Raw genomic sequence first — 16,854 nt, forward strand, 5'->3', positions numbered from 1 at the left:
TGCTTTGCGCATTTCAACATAACCAGCAATCCACGCAAGCCCAACACCAGCAACCGCAATGGTGGCTATCGATTTTGCAATAGTTCCTGTTAAGGCTTTGACGATTTTTTGAAGAGCCTCATCGATTTTCCCAAAGCCTTCTGCAAATGCTGGCTCGCTTAGTGCTATAAAGGCAATGAATAACATAAGGAGTGTCGTTAACCATTTCTTTTGGGTGTTGGAAAAGGCTAATTTTGATAAAGCACGACTCTTTGTAAAATGATTACTTATTTTAGGCATAGAAATTTCCCCGCGTGTTAAAATAAAAAATGCTTAATATTAATTTACTGTAATCTATAACGTAAATAAATAAAAATGCTACTGTTTCATTTATAGTATTTCATTTTTTATAGTAAAATAAACAAAATTCTTTATAATATACAAAATGAGATTTTTTAAAAAACCTTTTCGATCAGCGTTTAAATATCTGATTTTTATTTATATTATTCTTGCAGCTGTTTTTTATTTCAATCAAAATTCTGAAGATGTTATGCAAAGCCCTGTTGTACAAAAGATACAGAAAACAGTGGAAAAACAGTTTCAAAAACCAGATTTAAAAGTGAATGATCATGTGCAAAAACAAGATGTGTCTTCCCCTTTAGAATCGTTATCAACAGAATTTTATGAAGAAAATGTCCCCGTTTATTCTGGTGCTATAGAGGTGACAAGCGGTGTTACTTTTAAAATGATCACGCCTATGGATGAGGGATGGAGAAAAAGAATTGTGCGCAATATTCGATTATATGGTGTTGAAACCTGTGAAATGCGGCAATTTGCCTCACGCCATGGTATTAAGTGGCCCTGTGGGGCTTTTGTCACTGCGTGGCTTGTGGCAAAAACAATCGATAAAAATGTTACTTGTCGGCAAACACGTGTTCTTCAACAGGTTCATTATGCACAGTGTTTTGTTGACGGAGTTGATCTGGCGCGCTTGGGGCTTGCAGAAGGTATGATGGTGCTGACAAAAGATCAGCAGTATTTTCCCTCACCAGCGGATTATAAGCACTTACAATCTGCTGCGCAAAAAGCACAAGTGGGATTGTGGTCTAGCAAATTTGACCAGCCAGAAGAGTGGAGAAGAGACCATGGCAGCTATAATCCTATCGATCCTTAAAGATTTTTAAATAAACTGAGAAGTAAGAGAGACAGCAGCACGGTTAAGTCGTTTTCCGTTAACCGTGCTGTGTGTGAGTGCTGTTGAGAGTGTGTTGCGTAAATTTAATCAAAGAACATCAGACGAATATCTGGTGGTGCGAGGCGCCGTAAAAGTACTTTGTAAAACCAACTGAGAGCTACAGCACTACAAATGAGGATCATCAACATAATTGTTGTGATTATGAAAGCCGCTCTAAATTGCACTGCTTCAGCTTCATATGATAGTAACCAGTATGCGAGAGTATTTGCAATGAGCAGAACAAAGCTTATTCTTGCTATGATTTCTAGTATGCGTTTAACCCATCTACGAATAGTATAGAGAAAAAGGAAAATAGAGTAGATCAGTACTTTGTGTCTTTTCCTGTATATACGCTGTAAAATCTCTCGCTCTGGTTCTGAGCTTATTTCTTCTACTTCTTCTTCAATTTCTTGACGCGTGATCAAATCTTCCATTACGCCCCCTCTCAATTTCTCCATTCAATAGGCACAGCTAGCTTTCATTGCATTTTTCATTACGTGGTAGAAATAAAATATGCAACCGTTACTTTAATTTATGGGCGTAAAAGCCAAAACTGGATGGTGTAAGAGGAGATTATAGAGTGCATTGGAAGAGATGGCTGCTGGTTACCATAAAAGTCGATGATTGAGACTTAATTAAGTGTTTTTTGTCTTATCAGTGGGTGATAAAATTTATAATCTGCTGTGTAAAAAACATAATATGCTGATTTTGCCTCTTTGAGAGAGCTTAAGTGGAGAAGAGGGAAGGGAACTTAGAATACGCTTGCTCTTTTATTGTAGAAAAAATAAATCGCAATTTAACAAAAAATTCTTTGCAGTATTTTTTAGTATAAATAGAAATTTTGTGAACAATATTTATAATATCTTCTTGAAAAGATTTTATGATATTATCATAATTAAGTTATTTTAACAATAAATCTTAAATATTTTTAGAAAATATACGGTATTTTTTACTAAAAATTTATTATCTTTTATAAACAATATTATATAAGTTATAGGCACATTGCTGTTTCTACTCAAGTCAATGCGTTTTAGAAAAGTGAAACTTTTTCTTTATGAGCAGTTTTTTATACAATTATTTATTCGTTGATTGTTAAAATAAAAACTTGAGTGTTTTGGAGCAAAAACTGTAGACAGTCATTTTGAGAATGGAAGTTTTTATAAGGAGAAGGCGTAGTGTAGAATTTCTCATTTTTGGTATGAGGTGTTTTAGGATTTTACACCTCGCCTCCTATAGGCTTTGCTTCGCTTTATGCGAAGAGATAAAGACAGTGTTGAGAAAGCAGATGCTAGAAGAATGTTCTTTCGATAAGAAGTTTTAAAGCAAAAGACAGTTTGATAAATGGCAAGAACATAAATAGGTGCAAGATGAATGAATTGACTCATATTGAGACTGTTATAGCGCGCTACGATGCTGTTTTTTGCGATGTGTGGGGTGTTGTGCATAATGGTGTGCATGCATTTGAACCCGCATTGGAAGTGTTGTACAAAATTCGAAAAATGGGTAAAAGTGTCATTTTCTTAACCAATTCACCTAGGCCACGGGAAAATGTCATTGTTCAGTTACAAAACATGAATGTGCATAGTGATTATTATGATGCCATTGTTACTTCAGGAGATGTCACGCGTGATCTTATTCGTGCTGCCCCGCGTAAAGTTTTTTTTATTGGTCAACAACGTGATTTGATGTTGTTTGAAGGGGTGGATTGTGAATTGGTGGAAGAACGAGACGCATCTGTTGTGGTTTGTAGTGGCTTTCTTGAAGAGCTTGATGAAGAACCCGCTGCCTATGAGGAGATGTTTTTGCGTATGCGTGCGCGCAATTTGCCTTTTATTTGTGCCAATCCCGATGTGATTGTCCATTATGGAAATCAGGAATTTTGGTGTGCTGGTGCTTTGGCACGCCTTTACCAACAATTAGGAGGCGAGGTGCGTATTGCCGGAAAACCATACGCACCTATTTATGAATGTGCCTTTGAACACTTAAAAAAAATTCGTGAAAGAGTGGAAAAAAATCAGGTTTTAGCTATTGGCGATGGTCTTTTGACCGATGTTAAAGGTGCTGTCCATTTTGGTCTTGATGTACTGTATATTATGGGTGGTATTCACCGTCATGATTATATGCAAAATGGTGTGCTGGATAAGCAAGCTTTGCATTCTTTTCTTGACCGTCATGGTTATAGGCCACAAGCAATCATGTGGGCACTGCAGTAATGTCTGGTTTCTTGCGTCTTCAGGGGATTGATAAGCTTCCTATGGCTTGGCGGGGAGCAGTGTTGGCCCTTGGAAATTTTGATGGTGTCCATTGTGGACATCAGCTGGTGCTACAAAAAGCACTTGATTTGGCATGCATAAAAAATAAACCTGCTGTTGTTTTAACCTTTGAACCCCATCCAAGAAGTTTTTTTAACCCCTCAGATCCTGTTGATCGCTTGACAGAGGCGACTGAAAAGGCTGAATTTTTTAAAATCCTTGGCTTTCATGGAGTGATTGAACAGCCCTTCGATGCACAATTTGCCGCTCTTTCCGCGGATCAATTTATTCATGCCATTTTAAAGGAAGCTTTTGATGTTTGTGTGGTGGTAATAGGTGAAAATTTTCAATTTGGTCATAAAAAAAGTGGCAATTCACAGCTGCTTTGCCAAAGGGGAAAAGAATATGGATTTGAGGTTGTGCAAATGCCTTGCTTATCCACCACACAAAATTCACAGCAATTGATTGTTTCTTCGAGTTCTATTCGTAAACTTCTCTCTCAAGGGCAAGTGGAAAAGGCAGCCCATTTGTTAGGTACGCGTTACCGCGTGTGCTCAGATGTTATTCAAGGTGAGCAACTCGGCCGCCTTTTGGGATTTCCAACTGCTAACCAAAGGCTCCCTTTCCAAGCCAGTTTGGCGTATGGGGTTTATGCTGTACGATTGCGTCGTGCTAACGGTGTTTTGCACGATGGGGTGGCAAGTTTTGGTTGTCGCCCAACGGTTGTCAAAGATGGTGCTCCGCTGCTTGAAACTTATTTGTTTGATTTTAACGATGATCTTTATGGGGAAAGTTGCAGCGTTTCTTTTTTTCAGTTTTTACGCGGGCAAGAAAAATTCGATGGGCTAGAGCCTTTGATTGCACAAATGCAACGTGATGAAAAGGAAGCAAAGGCAATTTTAGCAAAAGTACAACCCTTATCACAGTTGGATGAGCTGCTTACTTTTAAAAATATGTCTTAAGTTGATCTGAAAAAGAGATAAGAGCAGCAAAAATAGCACTTAAACTGATTATGATCACGAAGATATACTCTAAAACATCATGAAGTATATGCTTTTTGCGTTGCTGAGAGGCGGCATCCAATATATGCAGATCTGATTTATGCATTGTCTTTATCTTTTTCATAATTTTATGAAATTCATGACTCTTCTGCAAAACTTTACCGCTTGTTTCTTTCTGATCCGTTAAGATTCATGATAAAAGATGCGCTAAGCAATAAAAGTGTAAAGAGCTTATCCTGTTATCGCAATAGGAGAAAAATGCTGTTTTAAAATTGTTTGTGGTAAAACAATCAACATCTTTTCCTTGCTCATTACAAGCAAGATTGAGTCTATGGGGAATAAACTGTTTAGAAAAGAATAAAAATTCCTGTTATGAATGCTCTCAGGTATCATGTTTTTTACAATATTTTGCGTTGGCAAAGCGTGTAGAGGTGTCGGTTTGTATCTTCATGGGCGTAAAGGCGCTGGTGCATAATGCTTTTATCGTGATGGTGTGGGCCTTTTGCGTTATGCTTTTTATGGGTGCGCCCCGTGAGAGGGGCTGGGGAGTATGGGATGGCATTTTGTTTTGCATGAGGGGCATAATCCCCATTAAGGCAAGTTTAAAGGCAGGATAGATGATAAAGATATTTTGAGCGTGTTCCGTGATGACAATAGGCGAGTAGAGGTTTGGAAGCTGTTTGTAAAATGGTTTTCATGGCTTTGATATCTGATGGTTTTATGGCAGGTGGTACAATAGGAATATAATGGGCTGTTATGCCATATTTATCTGCTGTTGCTTTAATGGTGAAAAAATCAGGTTGTTGAGGCTCTTCTTGGTTGGGACGGTTACAGATAATCGTTTTAAAGCCTGCTTGTGCTAATATTTTAATATTTTCGATGTTGATTTGACCGCTGATAAAAATATCGGGATCAATTTGTTGTAAGTGCATTTTGTTTCTCTCCTATAGCGCTATCTTCATGGTGTTTTCTGCTATACTCAAAAAATATGCTGAAGGGTGAGCGTTTGCTTGTATCTTAAAAAAACTCCCTTTTGTCGAGAAAAAGAGACTTGGTTTTAAAATAATTTTATTTGCTGTATCTCCATTAGTGGTTTGATTTATATTGAATTGGCTCTCGTTTTTTCTCATGTAACACTCGCCCTTCAATAGAGATAATATTTTTGTTTTATCCCTTTTATATCAAATTATATCAAAGGAAAATTTTTGTTTTTTCTTTGTGATGAAATAAGCGGGATGGTTGTTTTTGCACGTGTGAGATGCTTGCTTCATTTGTTGTTTTCTGTATAATCGTAAAAACGATAAAGCGGAAAGGCGTCATGCATGATTATTGGAATCTTGAATCAAAAAGGAGGAGTTGGGAAAACCACTTTGAGTGTGAATCTTGCTGCTAGTTTTGCGCATTCTGGAGCACGCGTATTGCTTATTGATGCTGATCCGCAGGGGAGTGCATTGGATTGGGCTGCTGCGCGTGAAGAGGCCCCCTTGTTTCCAGTGCTTGGTTTGCCGCGTGCAACGGTTCATAAAGAAATTACACAGATTTGTCATGATTACGATCATATCATTATTGATGGTCCCCCACGGGTGACTGATCTTGCCCGTAGTGCTCTTATGGCTTCGGATTTTGTGCTCATTCCTGTGCAGCCTAGTCCGTACGATATTTGGGCGGCTGATGGTATTGTAAAGCTTATTGACGAAGCACGGGTTTATAAAGAAAATCTCAAATCTGCTTTTGTTATTAATCGTAAAATCGTCAATACAGCGATAGGGCGTGATGTGAAGGAAGCTCTTGGAGTCTATCCTGTGCATGTCCTTTCTGCGAGTATTGCCCAGCGCGTGATTTTTGCGGAAGCTGTGGCACAAGGGAAAGCCGTCTATGAAGTTGATAAGCATGGACCAGCGGCAGCAGAAATTGAAGCTGTTGCAGCAGAAATCAAGGAGTTAGCATGATGAGTAAAAAAATTAAGATTGGCACAAAGCCAATCAATAAATCAATTCCTTTAACAGCTGATGCTTGGGTGGAAAACAATAAAGGCAGTATAGATGGCGGTATGAAGCGCCTTACCATTGATGTGCCGGAAAGTTTGCATCGCTTGATTAAGGTGAGTTGTGCAAGCCGCGGAACAAAAATAGCAGATGAGGTGCGCGAATTGCTTTCAAAGAAATATGGAAAAGTATAAAAAGAATACGCGATAATATGCTTTCATTGATTTGAATGCTTTTTCCTGACAAGTAGATATTATCAATACATATTGAGGAGCGATGTATTGTAATTGTATACGAGCCGGTGTTTCTGTTGCTTTGCGTTCTTTTAAAGAGGCTTTATGTGAATAAATCCGAATATAAACCATCTTATCGTTAAAATATGAGATGGTGTGAATGAGAGTGCACACTTTTTATAGATGATGTCTCTTTCTCTAAAAGTGATATCGTTTGTTTTTCATAGGAGATTATTTTGCGCTAAAGCACTCTATAGTGATAAAAAAGAAGTGTTTTTGTTAGGCAATACCCTCTTCATGCTCTTGTATAAGGAAAGTTGCTGTATTTTACAATATTCACATACAATGAAATATATGATGTTTCTCCATTCCGCATCTATGGACATGATCATCAATAAGATTGCTTGCACTAGAGTCGTTGAAGAAACGCATAGGTTTTCCTGATAGAATTGTGTTAATAACGTTTCTCAGTGTGAAGTTATTACTTGTTTCCTTTATGATAAAAAAGTTAATAGTGTCAATTATTTCTTTAGCTATAGGTTATTGTTAAACTTTATTAAAGTGCGGAGGGGGCTGAAAATAAGTTGTTTGTTCACTGATATTATCGTTTGGTGAAATTTACCTCCCCTTAAAGCATACAAAAGAGATCGCTTGTTCTTTCCTTGAGCTTTTTTCTTGCATTTATGCTGTTTTATGGGCTCATATTTTTTAATGAACTTTAATGGTTTCTTGAGGGGATAGAACGATGGTTTCTTTGTTTTACTGAGATGTGTAAAGTTGTTTTTGTTTGCAGGCAAAAGGCAATGATGACAGGCATTACAAGTGTTTTATGGGGTATTTGTGGTGTTTTATTCTCGTGACCAAGCGGTTTTTGAAAAAAGAAGCAATAAGCTTTTTGAACAAGACAAAAATACTACACCTGCTGCTGAGGTTTGGGGATTTCAACCACAATGGGTCGCTGTGCCGGTGATGTTAAAAATGTAAGTCTTACCAATGCAAGCCGGCTTTTATAATTCAATATGTTTGTGCTGCCGTTGTGAGTATTTCTCAAAGAGACATATTGTAAGTGCAATACAAAGATGAGGGGAAACAACTCCATAGCAACTAAAGTGTAAAACAAAAGAAGGATAAAATATGAACAAGGTCATTATCACAGCACTGCTGCTTTGCACTGGGTTTGTTGCTGTTGGTTGCGAAAAAAACTACAGTGTGGCGGATTTTAAGAAAGATAAGAAGTTGATGGAGGAATGGGGGAAGAAATGCGAAAAAATGGGACTCTCTGCTCTCATGACAGAAAAAAATTGTCAGAATGTTGCGCAAGCCAGTATGGAGCTTTTTCAAGAACATTATAAAAATCTTGCAAAGGAACTTCGTGAAAATTCCAAAAAGAATAATGAAACTGAAAAACAACAAGATAACAAGTAAATTATAAACAATATCGATAGGGGCATGCTTTCTTTGCATTCGTTTGAGGATTGTAAAAAATTAAAAATAAAGGAGGGTGTTGCAGATTTTTGAAAATGCACAATGAACGAGGATGCAATTTTAATGGGACGCTCAATTGTGTCTCAAACTTTTTAAATCTGAAAGAAGGGGAATTAAATCATGAATAAAGTCATCATCGCGGCTCTGCTGTTTTGTACTGGACTTGCTGTTACTGGTTGCGAAAAAACCTATAGCGTGGAAGAATTTAAGAAAGATCAAAAACTAATCGAGCAATGGAAAAGGAAATGTTTTGCCTCAGGCAAATTCGATTCACAAAATTGTAAAAACGCAGAACAAGCTGAGCGTGAAATTCGTAAAGGTGGTTAGTCTCGTTCAAGCTTAATATATAATGATGAGAAAAAACCTAGAGATAGGGTAATAGTTAAATCATCAAAAATATTGATAGCAGTATTTTTCTTTGTACGCGATTTATCATCACAGATTGCGAAAAATCGCGTGCGGAGGTGAATTTTAAGATTTTTGAAAATGCATAATGAACGAGGATGCAATTTTAATGGGACGCTCAATTGTGTCTCAAACTTTTTAAATCTGAAAGAAGGGGAATTAAATCATGAATAAAGTCATCATCGCGGCTCTGCTGCTTTGCACTGGATTTGTTGTTGCTGGTTGCGAAAAAACCTATAGCGTGGAAGATTTTAAGAAAGATGGAAAGCTACTCGATGAATGGTATAAGAAATGTGAGGCTGCAGGTCCGTCTTTCCAGGCTTCTGAGAATTGTAAAAATGTTTTAAAAGCAAGTAATGAATTTGGTATGTAAATTTTTACCGTAAGGTTGAAAAATTGTACTTGGAATCTCCTGAATCTGAAAAATGGCAGGATAGCAGTGAGCTCCTAAAAAATAAGTCTCTTATTGTTTGCTGCAAGTTAATAGAGAAATACTTTAAATAAATGAAAAACCTCCCTTCTGTGGGGAGGTTTTTTTCTGGATACAAAATCTTTAGCAGTTATATAAAAGAATACAGATTTGCATCTAAAATCTCAGTACAAGTTGCACTCTTTTTATATACCTTATCGCCAATGGGGTTAGGATTTGTTGTTTTCTGCTCTCTAATAAAGGAGGAAATGAAAAAAATGTCCATGGATGTTGTAAAAGGTGTTTTTTAGTATGGTGATAGGATCTATTCACATAGAGTAAAAGACATGTTCTCTTTCTTGGATTTCAATTTGCTTTTGCTTTTCATCAAGAACAAAAGCGTAAAGTTGAATAGAATGAGAGGGTTTTTCTGGTGCGTGTGGAAAAATAGCATATGTTTGCTTATAGATAGAATATGTTTGGTTGGTAAGTGAAAGTTTTTTAGCAAAAGCAATTTTGTTCCAGATTGCTGAGAAGGATAAGAGCCTTTGTCCTTTAGGGTGTGGAGGAGATCCTTTTCAAAGGAAATTGGGGAAGCATAAATATGGTCTCTGGTTGTTAAAAATGCAGATAAAAAAGCAGAGATTAACACGAGAAGTGTTAAAGGCAGCAACTGAAATTGATGTGTGAGGGATTTGGTTGTCTTAAAATTCCTATTTGATATTACGAAAATTCGCAGCGCTTATTTATTCAGATTATACAAAAGCTTGAGAGAGTATGCTTCTTGTGTTTCTATTACGAGAGCTAACGCAACAAGAGCCTTGATGGTAAAAATCAGGGTTGAATAAAGTATAGCAGTTTTTATCATATCAGCTATAAGAACCTCTTATTGTTCTTTGTGGAGCAGCCTTGTTCATAACAGTATGTGACAATTTGTAATATATGCTAAATAATATATGCGGTAAGCTTAATTTTTTTCTTATAAGAATAGTGCTTTAATACATGTGTGTCGTGAAAAAGTTGAAGCTTTATTGTTTAGGAGCTTCCTGTTTTGATGTTTTTTACCTCTGGAGGTTCAATGTAAATAAAGCAGCACTTATAGCAAAGATCGGTATTATTTGATGCAATGATATGGAGAAGATGATGTTGTAAAGAAATGGCGTAAACCTCAAAATGAAACATTTAAAGATCTTGAATGCTTAATAAGATTGTATGTTTTCAGAAACTCTTGAAAGAGAGGGAAAAATCCTATATAGTCTGTCACTGCAAAGAAAAGCTAATGATCATTAAAAAAGGCAGATTTATAACTGTTTGGCTATTTAAAATGTCTTTTTTAAGGGTGCTGTGTGGCTTATCTATTTGAAAGATTGCTCTTTTTTGGTTTTATGCAAAGTCCTGTTGTGCAAAAAAAGCAGGAAAGTCAATCTTTCTGGATGTGTGCAAGGTGGGTGTGTTCGTGTGCTAAAACGCATGCAGCATCGGGTGCATAAAAAGGCAAAGGCTATGGAGGGTAAAGTGCTGAAATCTTTAACTTGCTGAAATTTTTGATCCGTTTAAGCTGTTATATGCTACGGATTTTTATCGGCATATGTACGTGTTAACACATTATTATTTTTGTCTAAGATCAGTAGATAATAGAGGCAAAAGAGATTTGCACAAAAGGAATTTGTGACAGAATAAATTTGGAGCTTTCTGATATCCACTGCGGAGTGATGTGATGATTTACAGCCTTTTGGTGATTATTATCATGACAACGGCGCAGGGTGAGCAAAGAAGATAGTCCATCTAATGCGTTAAGAATCGTGTGTTGAAAATCAAAAAGCTATGACGCTTTTTGAGGTTATCATGTTGGGATTGAAGCAATATTCGCACAATGGGCTTATGCGGATCTATGCACAATGTGTGCAAGTGAGTGGGTGAATTCAATTTGAGTGCATCAGCAATTTAAAGAGAAAGCTGTTTAATCTTTCTTATTTGCTATTTGAGAGCAAGATTGAGCAAAATGGAGGGGAAATAAAATGTCTGTCATGCAATATGGTGATGATAGTTTTGCAGCAAAAGCAAAAGTCCTTGATAATAATCTTATTGATCGGGATTGGGCTATGACAAAATTTGTTGCTGCTGTTAAAGCATTGGCACAAGCTGTTGATTATGAAAGCAATATGCTAGAAAGCAGTGGTGTTCCAGATTATGAAGAAATCAATTTATGTAAAATACGTGGATTACGGGACCTTAATAAGTCTATGAGTGATGTGAAACGCTACATGAATGAAGATATTGAAAATGAGGTTGAAAGTTTGCTAGCCGATTTACAGGAAAAATTACATCGTAATAGTGAATTGCTTCAAACGCATTTGGGGGCTATTAATGACCTTTCACAAGTGCTGCAAGTTGCGGCTAGGAAGAAAGAAGTAGATGATCGGTGAGACACCCAAGTTTCCTTCATAAAGGAATTTTCAGCGAGAGAATGAGAGAGGCTGGATTGGTTTAGCGCCTATGCATCTTTTCATTTTGGGGGGAGAGTAGTTAGATAAATTTGATGCCTATAAGAAAAGATGCCTACAGAAAGCTGTCTCTAAACTTGTATGCTTCTTCATGAGAGAGAATGACGTTGAGAGAGTGATGGCATGTCATTCCTTTGATAGTTGCTAAGAGAACTTTTGGGTGGTTGGCAAGAGTCCTTTCTGTTGAGTGAATGGTGTTTTAGCATTTTCTTATAAGATTTTTTGTGAAATTAAGAATCAAAAAAGGCAGTATTCATACTGCCTTTTCTTAAAATTAATACTGATTTTGTTTTAGAAATGATAACGTATTCCACCAGAAACATTGGTTCCAGATACACCGGCTTTTTGCAATTTTTGCCGATAGCTAATATCACCATGAAGAGCAATATTCCCAGAGAGGAAGGCATTAACACCAATGCCACCTTCAATGGAGGAACCGGTAGGATCAAGATGAAAAGTGTCGGCAATCTTTATGGTTTTACCATCAGCAAAGGCTCTGATAACATTCAATTTACCATAGAAAGCAAAAGCACTGCCTTCTTCCATTGTGTTCAGAGTCTGTGTTAAACGCCCGCCAATGCGTACCAACCATTGATGCGGATTGCCCATATCAACTTCAAAATTGTTGGCGTCTGAAATTATATCAAATGTGAGTTTTTGATAAATAAACTGCGCTTGTGGCTCAAATATAAGTCTTTCCATGCCTGTTGCTAATTTTTGGCCAATGGTTGCAGATATATTAAGCGTTTTGCTATCATCCAATTTTGCGACATTCCCAACAAGAGACGTGGTGATATTTCCTTTTAAGGCTCCGTAGGAAAGAAGCGTATTTAAGTACATACCATTGCTATGCTGGATGCCGCTGTAACTGGTGATGGACCATTTATCAAGAGTTGTTTTTTCAGAATCTTGCATATCTTTTGGCGTAAAGGAAAGTTTTCCATAGCTTCCTAAAAGACCAAAATATGTATTGATATCTTTTTCTTCTAATGCTGCCAATACGACACCTAGTTGTAGTGCACCATAATTCACATCAGCGCCGTAGCCATAATGTAGCGGATCACGATTGGAAGATAAGGTAACTTTTTCACCATAGGAGGACAAAAAGAAAGGGCTTTTCTTATTGTTGTCTGCATCAAATATTGTTGTATAGATATTGTCTAACAATATATTTTGGTTGTTTACATCAGTAAATCCAGCAGAAAATAAAGCACCAGGTGTTACCAAATAATTTGCTACTTGAGGAACAAGCGCCCTGATCTTCTTGTCTTTATTAAGATAGGCATTTTGCAAGCGGAAATCCCAGAAATCACGATTGTTTTTACCAAAGAGATTTTGGTTTTCATGAGATGTGCCTGGTGCATAAGCGGTAAGTACATATTTATAAGGCAAACCATTCATCGTCATATAATTTCCTGCTAACAGGAAAGAATTTTCATTCGCTTTTCCAGAAACTTGAATGACTGAAATTCCATGGGTCTCTGAAGGAAGTAAAGCCATCTGTTCTCCCCAAACAGAACCGCTATCGGTTAGCTTTTTATCCTTTTCTAGAAGATTGATGTGAACTGTGGTAGTACCAGAGACATCGCCATGAATGACAAGGCGGTCGGTTTCTTGCTCTTTCACTGGAGAATGACTGCTCCAGCGAGAGTTCAAATGAACTGCCGCAGTACCTTTTGCACTATACACAGCTGCCATATTTGGTTCCTTATCCCCTTGCTGTGGGTTTGGTCCTATCAATAAAGTTTGGTATTGTCCTGCTTTTGGTTCGTCAAACACAACAACACTGTCTGTAAGAGCGAGTTTAGAAAGGTTGGAGTATGACTTCTCATCGACAGAAAATTGCGTATAGTCAGATGAATCTTTATCATTATTTGCGGCATTTTTATTTGCTTTTAAAAGCCATTTTGCACCGTTTGTAAGATCAAAGGTGGTTTTGTTCTCTCCTAATGTTCTTACGCGACCTTCTAAATAAGAATTATTGGCTGCTAATGTAAAATTTTGTGCATGAGTTTGCTGTCTTTTTGTATTTTTTAATAAAACATCGGCACGGATTTCTGAATCTTTGAGATTAACTTCAGCATCTTTGTCTAATCCATAAATACCAATGCCCACGCCATTTTCAACAAAAAGCTTGGTGTTTTCCAACACCACTGTATTGGTACGACCTTGTTCTTGCATGACATCTGCTTTTTTTTCAGCACTGCGTGCATGGGGGCTTTCAGGTGGATGATATGGATCATTCCGGAAAATAATTCCAATCTCTTCATAAGCACCTGTGACATTTATGGTTGAATCTTTAAGGCTGATTTTACCATTGATGTTTACCAAACCAGCTGTTTCTGCTGTTACAGTAACCGCTGTGGCATCAATTGCGCCCTCATTTGATGCACTGAGTGCAACAAAACCTGCAGCAACTGTTCCTTCTTCTATTTTGATAAGTGAATTTTTTCCATGTGCGTGTACAGCACTTCCCTTGTCTTGAATCTTAACATTCTGCAAAGTTACAGTTTTTCCATCTTCTACTTCGATTCCAGATTTTATATTCTCATCTTGTTCTGGTTTTTCAAGTTGAACAGGGATTGGCTGTTTAGGTTCTAATTTTATAGGGACTGGCTGCATTTCTGCTACGGGGCGTAGCGCATTAGGTTGTGCAGCTGCTGGTGGGATTCCTGTTACCAGTCTTGTAGGAGTTGCTGGTAACTCTGATCTTGATTCTTTTAATACAGGCTGTGTGGATACAGAAGAAATAGACAGCATCTCTTCTGTGGAGGGAGGGCTAGAAGGGAATGAGGGGGTTGGACGTCTTCTAGATTTAGCAGTTGTATCTCTTGGAAGCCGAGGGGTTATAGATACACTCTGCTCACGCTTAGCTTTTGAATGCTCTGAGGTAGGTTGTGAAGATGGAAAATCTCTAGTTGTGTGTGGAGTGAATATTTCACTGTGTGCATAGGAAAAACTAGAAGAAGTGCAAAACAGAACTCCAGAAACTGTGCATAGTAAAAAGCTTTTTTTCATATAAATATTCCTAAATATTTTCTCCCCCTTTCTCCGAAAAAATGGAAATTTTATCCCATATGTTTTTTTGTAAAATACAAAACAAAACATATGGGAGAGTCTTTACATTTCAAGATATGAAAAAAAGTATTTTTAAAAGCGATAACGCATTCCAGCAGAAACGTATATTCCAGATATACCAACTTTTTTGAGTTTATGTTGATAGCTGACATCTCCATGAAGTACAATATTTGGCGATAAATTTGCGTTGACACCTAAACCACCTTCAAGGCAAGTTTCTAGGGGGGAAAATTGAAAGCTTTTTTTACCAATCTGTAAGGTCATATTTTTACCGAAAGTGTTTATCGCATTCAATTTGCCATAGAAGGAAACAGCATCGCCTGTATTTTGCGTCAAACGTCCGCCAATACGCAGCAACCATTGATAAGGTTTTTCAATGTAGATTTTAAAGCTTTTTGCATCTGAAAGAATGCCAAGCATGAGACGCTGATAAGAAAGTTCTGCTTGGGGTTCGAGTATTATTCCCTTAACCATGGTTGGCAATTTCTGACCAATGGTGGCTGATACCCCTAATGTTTTTGTGTTACTTACTTTTTCGGTATTTTTGCTCAGAGCGCTGGTGATATCTGCTTTGAAAATTCCATAAGAAAGAAATGCACTTGCATAGATACCACTGTCATGCTGAATATTGCCATATGCGGTGAGGGACCATTTATCTAGCATGTTTTTTTGAGAGGTTTGTGTGTTTTTTGGAGTAAAAGCTAACTTTCCATATGTTCCTAAAAGACCAAAATTTGTGCTGGTATTTTGATTTTCCAAAGTGATTAAGCTAAGACCTGCTTGCAATGCAGCGTAGCGAATATCTGCATCAGCACTCTTTTGTGGTGAAGGAGGGTGAGAAAACAAGGTCATTTTCTCCCCATAAGTAGAAAAGAAAAACCCTTTCTCTTTATTATCATTTGCTTCAAACAGTGTTATTCGCATCTTGTCTAACAAGATATTTTGATTGTTTACATCCGCAATTCCAGTAGCCAATAGGGCATGAGGCATTACCGCGTAGCTTGCTATTTGCGCTGTAAGAGCTTTAATTTTTGCTTCAGAACTGGTCAAGGTATGAGATAAAGCTGTGGTTTCTTTATCATTTGCAAGCTCTACTCCATTCTCAGTTTTGGTTGCTGTTTGGTTGGAAGCATCAACCTTTGCCGGCAAAGTCATATCATTTGGTGGTGATTTAAGAGTTGTTTTTAAGGATGGTGAAGAGGTATTCGTTTTGGGATTTATATTCGCTTGCAAATCTTTGTCGCCTTTAGGCTGCAGAGGAACTTCACGATTTGTTGTTGCGGGTACATTATTTTTATCTTTTGCGTTTTTTGTTGTATCCGTGTTTCTAGGGTTTCTTACTGCTGTGCGTATGGTATCAGAAAGTTCCTTATTTTGTCCTTGTAAGGCGTTATCCACACTTGCTGCTTTATGTAGCATATCTGCTTTATTTTGCAGTTCATGCCGATTACGATTGTCTTGCTTTCCCCATTGTTTACGTTCAGTATTAACACGCTCTTGGTTATCAGCTTCCAGTATTACTGCTGCTTGTGCTGCATCGGAAAGGGCTTTCTCGTAGTTTTTTAATAAGTTTTCTGTATTTCTCAAACGATTCTGTTGTAATTGATTGAGGTAAGCGTTGGCTGGTAGCATATTCTGCACATCTTTATCGTATTGATCAGCCATGGCACGGGCATATACGCTACTCTGTGCTTTTTGCAACGCATCAGAACTATAGTGGTCATTTTCTGAGGAAGATTTTCCGATGATATCTGTTTGCACACGATTTAAACCTTCTCTAAGTTCTTGAGAAAAATACGAATCTTCTCCCACCATGCCACTAGAAGCTATCATTTTTAGTATTTCAAGGTCTTCCATTGTTGCTGTGTGGATGTTCATTAAAACATCACGATTGTATTGATTAGCTAAGGCATTTGCATACATATGGCCTAGTTGATCCATCAATTCACTTTGATTTGAATCAGATCCACTCCGACCAGCACTATAGAAAATACTATTAATTCTATCTCTTTCACGCTCTAAATCATCTTGAATGGCCTGATTGAAATATGGATTCTTTCCAACTATACCAAAGGAGCTCATCGTTTTATGGTTGTTTGTTTCCACAGTTGGGGTATTAATAAAGTCCTTTTGAGAATGATGATGAAGACCGTCAAGTGCATGGCGTGTTTGTGGGGTTAAGCCAAAAGCGCTGCTTGTATAAGTTGTGTTAAAATAAGAAAAAAATAAAGCACAAGTGGTTGTACATAATAATAAACGTTTTTTATGCATAGAAATGCTCCTGAGATA

The 16,854-nt window shown here is 37.4% G+C and carries 15 protein-coding genes; 10 read left to right on the forward strand and 5 right to left on the reverse strand.

Annotation, left to right across the window (positions count from 1 at the left end; all coding sequences use genetic code 11):
• Window positions 1-279: TrbC/VirB2 family protein (locus BN202_RS07820; RefSeq protein ID WP_019220091.1), on the reverse strand; the 279-nt coding region annotated here is incomplete at its 3' end.
• Window positions 280-424: 145 nt separating this feature from the next.
• On the opposite strand from BN202_RS07820, the gene BN202_RS07825 reads away from it, so the two are divergent.
• The gene (locus tag BN202_RS07825) at window positions 425-1,153 is read left to right on the forward strand and encodes a nuclease (protein WP_019220092.1); all 729 of its coding nucleotides are present in this window, start codon (window positions 425-427) and stop codon (window positions 1,151-1,153) included.
• Between the two features lie 104 nt (window positions 1,154-1,257).
• Here BN202_RS07825 and BN202_RS07830 read toward each other — a convergent pair whose 3' ends face one another.
• Window positions 1,258-1,647, reverse strand: a complete 390-nt coding sequence (locus BN202_RS07830) for a hypothetical protein (protein WP_034987876.1) — start codon at window positions 1,645-1,647, stop codon at window positions 1,258-1,260.
• A gap of 933 nt (window positions 1,648-2,580) precedes the next feature.
• On the opposite strand from BN202_RS07830, the gene BN202_RS07835 reads away from it, so the two are divergent.
• Window positions 2,581-3,426 carry a TIGR01459 family HAD-type hydrolase gene (locus tag BN202_RS07835; protein ID WP_019220094.1) on the forward strand — a complete coding sequence of 282 codons (846 nt, stop codon included), beginning with the start codon at window positions 2,581-2,583 and terminating at the stop codon, window positions 3,424-3,426.
• Complete coding sequence (locus BN202_RS07840) at window positions 3,426-4,427, forward strand: bifunctional riboflavin kinase/FAD synthetase (RefSeq protein WP_019220095.1); 1,002 nt, start codon at window positions 3,426-3,428, stop codon at window positions 4,425-4,427. The genes BN202_RS07835 and BN202_RS07840 overlap by 1 nt, the downstream gene beginning before the upstream one ends.
• 641 nt (window positions 4,428-5,068) lie before the next feature.
• On the opposite strand, the gene BN202_RS07850 is transcribed toward BN202_RS07840, so the two are convergent.
• Window positions 5,069-5,398: a protein tyrosine phosphatase family protein gene (locus BN202_RS07850; RefSeq protein WP_019220098.1), complete on the reverse strand. Its 330-nt coding sequence runs from the start codon at window positions 5,396-5,398 to the stop codon at window positions 5,069-5,071.
• Between the two features lie 390 nt (window positions 5,399-5,788).
• Between BN202_RS07850 and parA the strand changes: the two genes are divergently transcribed.
• From parA to BN202_RS07895, 7 genes are all read left to right on the forward strand, one after another.
• A complete protein-coding gene (parA, locus tag BN202_RS07860; protein ID WP_019220100.1) occupies window positions 5,789-6,415 on the forward strand; it encodes a ParA family partition ATPase in 627 nt (208 codons plus the stop codon).
• Window positions 6,415-6,645, forward strand: coding sequence for a hypothetical protein (locus BN202_RS07865; RefSeq protein ID WP_019220101.1), 231 nt, complete (start codon window positions 6,415-6,417; stop codon window positions 6,643-6,645). The genes parA and BN202_RS07865 overlap by 1 nt, the downstream gene beginning before the upstream one ends.
• Window positions 6,646-7,524: 879 nt before the next feature.
• Window positions 7,525-7,668, forward strand: coding sequence for a hypothetical protein (locus tag BN202_RS09790; protein WP_156792122.1), 144 nt, complete (start codon window positions 7,525-7,527; stop codon window positions 7,666-7,668).
• 150 nt (window positions 7,669-7,818) lie between these two features.
• The gene (locus BN202_RS07870; RefSeq protein ID WP_019220103.1) at window positions 7,819-8,109 is read left to right on the forward strand and encodes an EexN family lipoprotein; all 291 of its coding nucleotides are present in this window, start codon (window positions 7,819-7,821) and stop codon (window positions 8,107-8,109) included.
• Between the two features lie 180 nt (window positions 8,110-8,289).
• The gene (locus tag BN202_RS07875) at window positions 8,290-8,496 is read left to right on the forward strand and encodes an EexN family lipoprotein (protein WP_019220104.1); all 207 of its coding nucleotides are present in this window, start codon (window positions 8,290-8,292) and stop codon (window positions 8,494-8,496) included.
• Window positions 8,497-8,740: 244 nt separating this feature from the next.
• Window positions 8,741-8,947 carry an EexN family lipoprotein gene (locus BN202_RS07880; RefSeq protein ID WP_019220105.1) on the forward strand — a complete coding sequence of 69 codons (207 nt, stop codon included), beginning with the start codon at window positions 8,741-8,743 and terminating at the stop codon, window positions 8,945-8,947.
• A gap of 2,054 nt (window positions 8,948-11,001) precedes the next feature.
• Window positions 11,002-11,409 carry a hypothetical protein gene (locus BN202_RS07895; RefSeq protein WP_019220110.1) on the forward strand — a complete coding sequence of 136 codons (408 nt, stop codon included), beginning with the start codon at window positions 11,002-11,004 and terminating at the stop codon, window positions 11,407-11,409.
• 369 nt (window positions 11,410-11,778) lie between these two features.
• On the opposite strand, the gene BN202_RS07900 is transcribed toward BN202_RS07895, so the two are convergent.
• Both BN202_RS07900 and BN202_RS07905 read right to left on the reverse strand, forming a co-directional pair.
• A complete protein-coding gene (locus BN202_RS07900; RefSeq protein WP_034987883.1) occupies window positions 11,779-14,505 on the reverse strand; it encodes an autotransporter outer membrane beta-barrel domain-containing protein in 2,727 nt (908 codons plus the stop codon).
• A 132-nt stretch (window positions 14,506-14,637) separates the two neighbouring features.
• A complete protein-coding gene (locus BN202_RS07905) occupies window positions 14,638-16,836 on the reverse strand; it encodes an autotransporter outer membrane beta-barrel domain-containing protein (protein ID WP_019220113.1) in 2,199 nt (732 codons plus the stop codon).
• Window positions 16,837-16,854 lie beyond the last annotated feature (18 nt).

The organism is Bartonella florencae, assembly GCF_000312525.1.
Taxonomy (GTDB): domain Bacteria; phylum Pseudomonadota; class Alphaproteobacteria; order Rhizobiales; family Rhizobiaceae; genus Bartonella; species Bartonella florencae.

Bases quoted from the DNA above. Each gene is read 5' to 3' on its own strand.
- BN202_RS07825 (WP_019220092.1), top strand. From the start codon at position 425: ATGAGATTTTTTAAAAAACCTTTTCGATCAGCGTTTAAATATCTGATT.
- BN202_RS07830 (WP_034987876.1), bottom strand. From the start codon at position 1,647: ATGGAAGATTTGATCACGCGTCAAGAAATTGAAGAAGAAGTAGAAGAA.
- BN202_RS07835 (WP_019220094.1), top strand. From the start codon at position 2,581: ATGAATGAATTGACTCATATTGAGACTGTTATAGCGCGCTACGATGCT.
- BN202_RS07840 (WP_019220095.1), top strand. From the start codon at position 3,426: ATGTCTGGTTTCTTGCGTCTTCAGGGGATTGATAAGCTTCCTATGGCT.
- BN202_RS07850 (WP_019220098.1), bottom strand. From the start codon at position 5,398: ATGCACTTACAACAAATTGATCCCGATATTTTTATCAGCGGTCAAATC.
- parA (WP_019220100.1), top strand. From the start codon at position 5,789: ATGATTATTGGAATCTTGAATCAAAAAGGAGGAGTTGGGAAAACCACT.
- BN202_RS07865 (WP_019220101.1), top strand. From the start codon at position 6,415: ATGAGTAAAAAAATTAAGATTGGCACAAAGCCAATCAATAAATCAATT.
- BN202_RS07870 (WP_019220103.1), top strand. From the start codon at position 7,819: ATGAACAAGGTCATTATCACAGCACTGCTGCTTTGCACTGGGTTTGTT.
- BN202_RS07875 (WP_019220104.1), top strand. From the start codon at position 8,290: ATGAATAAAGTCATCATCGCGGCTCTGCTGTTTTGTACTGGACTTGCT.
- BN202_RS07880 (WP_019220105.1), top strand. From the start codon at position 8,741: ATGAATAAAGTCATCATCGCGGCTCTGCTGCTTTGCACTGGATTTGTT.
- BN202_RS07895 (WP_019220110.1), top strand. From the start codon at position 11,002: ATGTCTGTCATGCAATATGGTGATGATAGTTTTGCAGCAAAAGCAAAA.
- BN202_RS07900 (WP_034987883.1), bottom strand. From the start codon at position 14,505: ATGAAAAAAAGCTTTTTACTATGCACAGTTTCTGGAGTTCTGTTTTGC.
- BN202_RS07905 (WP_019220113.1), bottom strand. From the start codon at position 16,836: ATGCATAAAAAACGTTTATTATTATGTACAACCACTTGTGCTTTATTT.